The following is a 4,736-nucleotide window of genomic DNA, read 5'->3' as shown; positions in this document are numbered from 1 at the left end:
ATCACGCCCGTCAGCCCGCCCGGCGTGGCCACGCCGGAAGCCGTCAACGCCGCCATTCCGGCCATCGCCCAGGCTGGCGCGGCACCGCCCGAAGCGCCCATTTCGCGTACCCAGCAATCGTGGGAGCTCAACGATGCATCGAAGCGCGGCCTGTTCAACTTCCGTCCGCACCGCGACACGTATCTGCTGCTGGCCAATTACAGCGACGCGTCCAACGACGAGCCGTTCCAGGATTTCACGCCAGGCGGCGTCAAGAGCCAGCACGTGGAACTGACCTTCCAACTGAGCTTCAAGATGAAGTTGATGGAAGATATCGCCGGCACGCCGATCGACATGTGGTTCGGCTACACGCAGCAAAGTTTTTGGCAGGCGTATAACCGCAAGGCGTCCAGCCCCTTCCGCGAAACGAACTATCAGCCCGAACTCATGCTGGTCATGCCGATCAACAAGAATTTCGCTGGCGTGGAATTCAATTACCTGAACCTGGGCCTGGTGCACCAGTCGAACGGCCAGACGTCGACCCTGTCGCGCAGCTGGAACCGCGTGTATGCGGAGCTGGGCATGGAGAAGGACAATCTGGCCGTCACGGCCCGTGTCTGGCACCGCCTCGACAATGGCAAGACCGACAATGACAATATCGACATCATCGATTACATGGGGCACGGCGATTTGCGCTTGAGCTATCGCAACAAGGGCCATGAGTACGCAGTGACGGCGCGCCGCAACTTCAGCAAGAAGCATGGCTCCATGCAGGCAAGCTGGGCGTTTCCGCTCAAGGCCAACCTGAAGGGCTATCTGCAGCTGTTCTCCGGCTATGGCCAGAGCTTGATCGATTACAACTATTCGCAAAAATCGATCGGTGCCGGTTTCATGGTCGATCTGTAATTACTGTCATACAAACAAAAATGGCGCCCAGGGCGCCATTTTTTATGCAGACAGTACGTTTAGCGCCGGCCGCCGCCCAGCACTCTGGCCGGCAGCATGACGATGGCGCGCAGCAGTTCAAAGACGCCTTCCACACCGATGCCGATCAGGCGGAACGGCAGCAGCAACAGCCAGGCCAGCGGATAGAGCACGAGCGCCAGCAAGGCCAGTGGCCAGCACAGCATCAGCAATAACAGCCACAGCACGAATCCCAGCATGTCGTTCCCCCAGAATAAAATGTGCGGAACAAGCCGTGCTTGCCCCGCTACCGTGAGAGCACTATATTAAAGCGCAGCAACGGCAGCAACGGTCGTGCGATGAACTGCGTGCTACGGGGATGAACGGTGCAAAAACGGGAATGAACGGAGCTTACTGGCCGACGCAAATCACCTTGGTGATATATTCGTGCGCATTCGGCTTCTTGCTGGTGGCCCATTTGATGGCCTGGTTGGCGTCCTCGATGGTCATGACGGTCGCCTTGTCCTTCGACTTGATGAAGGACACGCCTTCAAACACGCCTTCCTTGCTGCGCATTACCTTGGCAAACACGGGCGGCCGGGTCTCGCCGTCGCTGATTTTGTTCTGTTGCACGAGGTAACGCTGATCGATCTGTTCCATGATAATAAAGCTGTCCAGTGGGTAAAAGACGAAATATACCCTGAATGGACCAACGCCGCAGGACGAAATCGCTGCGGCGTTGCCTTTACGTTAATGACACTCAGGCGTAGACGGCGTTCTGCGTAACAGGCTGCAGAGTCACGTCATAGATCACCTGCGCGCGGATCGACGCTTCCAGCGAAGGAATCGAGCCGCCGGCGCGGTACTGGAAGCTCACTTGCAGCACGTCGCCGGCCTTCACTGCCACCGGCGCGGCCAATGGCAGGCACATGTAGTGGTTCAGCCAGTCGATGGTGGTCGAACGCTCGGGCACCACGGCCAGGATGTTCTTCGTGACAAAGCGCAAGGCATTCAGGGTGCCGCTGCGCTCGACAACAAACTTGCCGTCAAAGCCGAACACGCTGTCCGTCGGCTGGTTGAAATCGATGATGCTGTAGACGGACGGCGGCGCCAGTTCCTGCACGCCAGGGTGAATGGCCGTGGTTTCCTGGAATTGCACGATGGGCGCATAAAAGCCTTCGAAATCGTATTCCTGCTGCATCGGCTGCACGGCCATGATGACGGCCTCGGGCAGGAAGATAGGCAGCGGGCCGCCGAAGCGGGCCAGGTAGCGGCGCTTGAACGACTCGATCACTTCCACCTGCTTTTCGCGCAGCATGCCGACATGGATCATTTCGCAGATGACCACATCGACGGGCTCGGGCGGCAGGTATTCAAAGGCGTCCGCGTGGACCACTTCGACTTTTTCACCGTTGGGATTGAGCGCCAGCATCTTGCGCGCTTCCTTGACCATGTCCGGATTGAACTCCACGCACCACACCTTGTCGGCGCGCGCGGCCGCAAACCACGACAGCACGCCCGTGCCGCCACCCAGCTCCAGCACCTTCATGCCGGGTTTCACCGCGTAATCGATCGCCGACTTGAACCCATGCATGCGGTTCTGGTCCATCAGCATATTGTGATGGTAATGGACGGGGATAAATTGCCCCAGGTAACAACTTTCGATTTCTCGTTCATTCAGCATGTCTGTCCTCTTGGAGTCTGGCTCCGATGGCCGATCGGTTTTGTCATTCCAGAAAGCAGTGATATCGCACGGGCTGCGCGAGGGGCGGCGACAATACAGCCGGCGCCTGACGTTGGTGTGATTGCCCATGCGAGATATCTCCTGATTAATGCGACACGATCATTATCGTGAATCGGGAGCGGGAACAAAGGGCTGAGGTGAGAGGCAATTCCATGCCAGTTTGAGCGCTGGCATGGAAAGTATTGCTGGAAAGTCTACTTGCGGGCGGCGCGGGCCTGCTGCGCCGCAGTGATGATGGCCACCACGCCGGGCTTGTCGGCCGCCTGGGCAAACTGGATAGCCGTCCAGCCATGGTCGCTCTTCAGGCCGGTATCGGCGCCCCACGACAGCAGCAGCTTGACGGCGCCTTCCTGCCCTTCGCGGGCGGCAAACATCAGCGGCGTGATATTCGTCGGCGCGCGCGCATCGACTACGGCATCGCGGTCCAACAGAATCTTCATGATGGGCAAGTCGCCAGCCGAGGCCGCATAGTGCAGCGCCGTCCAGCCGCTCTGGTTGACCTTCGCGCCCTTGGCCAGCAAGGCGTTGACGGCATCGAGCTTGTGTTTGTAGGCCGCCATCATCAGCGCCGTATTGCCATTGGCCGAGCGCGCTTCCAGGTCGATGCCGGGCGTCGCCAGCAAGACGCCGAAGACCTTGTCCGCATCGTCGCGCAAGGCCAGCACGAGCGGAATGTCGCCGCGCTGCGCGTCCGGCACGTTCGGATTCATGCCCTGCGCCAGCATGCTGCGCACGCCGCCGTCATTGTTTACCGACACGGCGCGGAAGAAGGCATCCGCTTCCGGCGCCGCCTGGCTGGCCGCAGCCCAGCACAACAAGGCTGCCAGCGCGAGTTTTTTCATCATGTATGACCTTAAGTAATTACGGCAACTGATTGAATAGCTTGAAGAAATTATCCGTCGTCTGGCGCGCCACCTGGTCCAGCGGGATACCTTTCAGGGTCGACAGGTATTCCGCCACGTGGGCAACATAGCCGGGCTCGTTCATGCGGCCGCGGAACGGCACGGGGGCCAGATACGGCGAATCCGTCTCGATCAGGATGCGCTCGAGCGGCACTTCCAGCGCCACGGCTTGCAGATCCTTGGCGCTCTTGAAAGTGACGATGCCGGAAAACGAAATATAAAAACCCATATCGATGGCGGCGCGCGCCACTTCCAGCGATTCCGTAAAGCAATGCATGACGCCGGCCACGCCGCCATCGGCCACGCCCGCGCCCTCTTCGCGCATGATGCGGATGGTGTCTTCGCTGGCCGCCCGTGTGTGAATAATCAAGGGCTTGCGTGTGATTCTTGATGCTTTGATGTGAGTACGGAAACGCTCGCGCTGCCACTCCAGGTCGCCCGTCAGGCGGAAATAGTCGAGGCCGGTCTCGCCGATGGCGATGATCTTCGGATGGTTGGCCAGGCGCACCAGGTCTTCCACTGACGGCTCAGGCGTATCCTCGTAATCGGGATGCACGCCGACGGAGGCGAAAATATGCGGATACTGCTCGGCCAGGGCCAGCACCTGCGGGAAGTCCGGCAAGTCGACGGAAACGCACAGCGCGTGGGTTACCTTGTTCTCCGCCATCTTGGCGAGGATCTCGGGCATGCGAGCAGCCAGCTCGGGGAAATTGATATGGCAATGGGAATCGATATACATAAGGCGGGATTGTACCGGAGCGGGAGAAAACTGGCAGGGCCGATGGCGCAGGCAACAGCCCTGCCAGATCAGGCTTCTTCCCGGTACGCCCGGCCCACATAGCGGGCACGCGGCCGTATCATGGCGCCGCTGCCGGCCTGCTCGGCCGCGTGGGCGATCCAGCCGGCCGCCCGGGCCAGGGCAAACAGGCTGCTGCCGGCCCCTTCCGGCCAGCCGAATGCCAGCTCCATCGCGGCCAAGGCCAGGTCCGCATTCGGCCGGGCGTCGAGCAACTCGCTTGCCGTGGCGCACACGGCCAGTATGGCGGCCAGCCGCGGCGCGTGCTGCGCCATCGGCGCCAGGCGCGCCAGCAGGTAAGCCGCGCGCGGATCACCGTGCGGATACAGCGGATGGTCCAGGCCGGCAAGCTCGGGCGCGATGGCCTGATAAAAAGCGGCGATGGCGTCGCCTGGCCGGGGCGAGTCCAGCG

Annotated in this window: 7 protein-coding genes; 1 reads left to right on the top strand and 6 read right to left on the bottom strand. The window is 60.8% G+C overall.

Going from position 1 to position 4,736, the window contains the following annotated elements; all coding sequences use genetic code 11:
• On the top strand, positions 1–885 hold an 885-nt coding region (locus JaAD80_RS25450; protein ID WP_102298715.1), incomplete at its 5' end, for a phospholipase A.
• Between the two features lie 59 nt (positions 886–944).
• Here the strand turns inward: JaAD80_RS25450 and JaAD80_RS25445 are convergent.
• The 6 genes from JaAD80_RS25445 to JaAD80_RS25420 all read right to left on the bottom strand — a co-directional run.
• Positions 945–1,142, bottom strand: a complete 198-nt coding sequence (locus JaAD80_RS25445; RefSeq protein ID WP_071323562.1) for a hypothetical protein — start codon at positions 1,140–1,142, stop codon at positions 945–947.
• A 151-nt stretch (positions 1,143–1,293) separates the two neighbouring features.
• Entirely contained in the window at positions 1,294–1,542 is a 249-nt protein-coding gene (locus tag JaAD80_RS25440; RefSeq protein ID WP_034784592.1) for a hypothetical protein, read from the bottom strand.
• Between the two features lie 100 nt (positions 1,543–1,642).
• Positions 1,643–2,566 carry a methyltransferase domain-containing protein gene (locus JaAD80_RS25435; protein ID WP_102298713.1) on the bottom strand — a complete coding sequence of 308 codons (924 nt, stop codon included), beginning with the start codon at positions 2,564–2,566 and terminating at the stop codon, positions 1,643–1,645.
• A 254-nt stretch (positions 2,567–2,820) separates the two neighbouring features.
• On the bottom strand, positions 2,821–3,468 hold the full coding sequence (locus JaAD80_RS25430) for an ankyrin repeat domain-containing protein (RefSeq protein WP_258003175.1): 648 nt from the start codon (positions 3,466–3,468) through the stop codon (positions 2,821–2,823).
• A 19-nt stretch (positions 3,469–3,487) separates the two neighbouring features.
• The gene (locus JaAD80_RS25425; protein ID WP_102298710.1) at positions 3,488–4,267 is read right to left on the bottom strand and encodes a TatD family hydrolase; all 780 of its coding nucleotides are present in this window, start codon (positions 4,265–4,267) and stop codon (positions 3,488–3,490) included.
• A 68-nt stretch (positions 4,268–4,335) separates the two neighbouring features.
• On the bottom strand, positions 4,336–4,736 hold a 401-nt coding region (locus JaAD80_RS25420; protein ID WP_308410645.1), incomplete at its 5' end, for a citrate/2-methylcitrate synthase.

This window comes from Janthinobacterium sp. AD80, from assembly GCF_002878455.1.
GTDB lineage: Bacteria > Pseudomonadota > Gammaproteobacteria > Burkholderiales > Burkholderiaceae_D > Janthinobacterium.
Note: the sequence above shows the minus strand (reverse complement) of the source record. Positions and strands in the feature narration are given on the sequence as shown.

Coding starts and splice junctions, on each gene's coding strand:
- JaAD80_RS25445 (WP_071323562.1), bottom strand. CDS start 1,142: ATGCTGGGATTCGTGCTGTGGCTGTTATTGCTGATGCTGTGCTGGCCA.
- JaAD80_RS25430 (WP_258003175.1), bottom strand. CDS start 3,468: ATGAAAAAACTCGCGCTGGCAGCCTTGTTGTGCTGGGCTGCGGCCAGC.
- JaAD80_RS25440 (WP_034784592.1), bottom strand. CDS start 1,542: ATGGAACAGATCGATCAGCGTTACCTCGTGCAACAGAACAAAATCAGC.
- JaAD80_RS25425 (WP_102298710.1), bottom strand. CDS start 4,267: ATGTATATCGATTCCCATTGCCATATCAATTTCCCCGAGCTGGCTGCT.
- JaAD80_RS25435 (WP_102298713.1), bottom strand. CDS start 2,566: ATGCTGAATGAACGAGAAATCGAAAGTTGTTACCTGGGGCAATTTATC.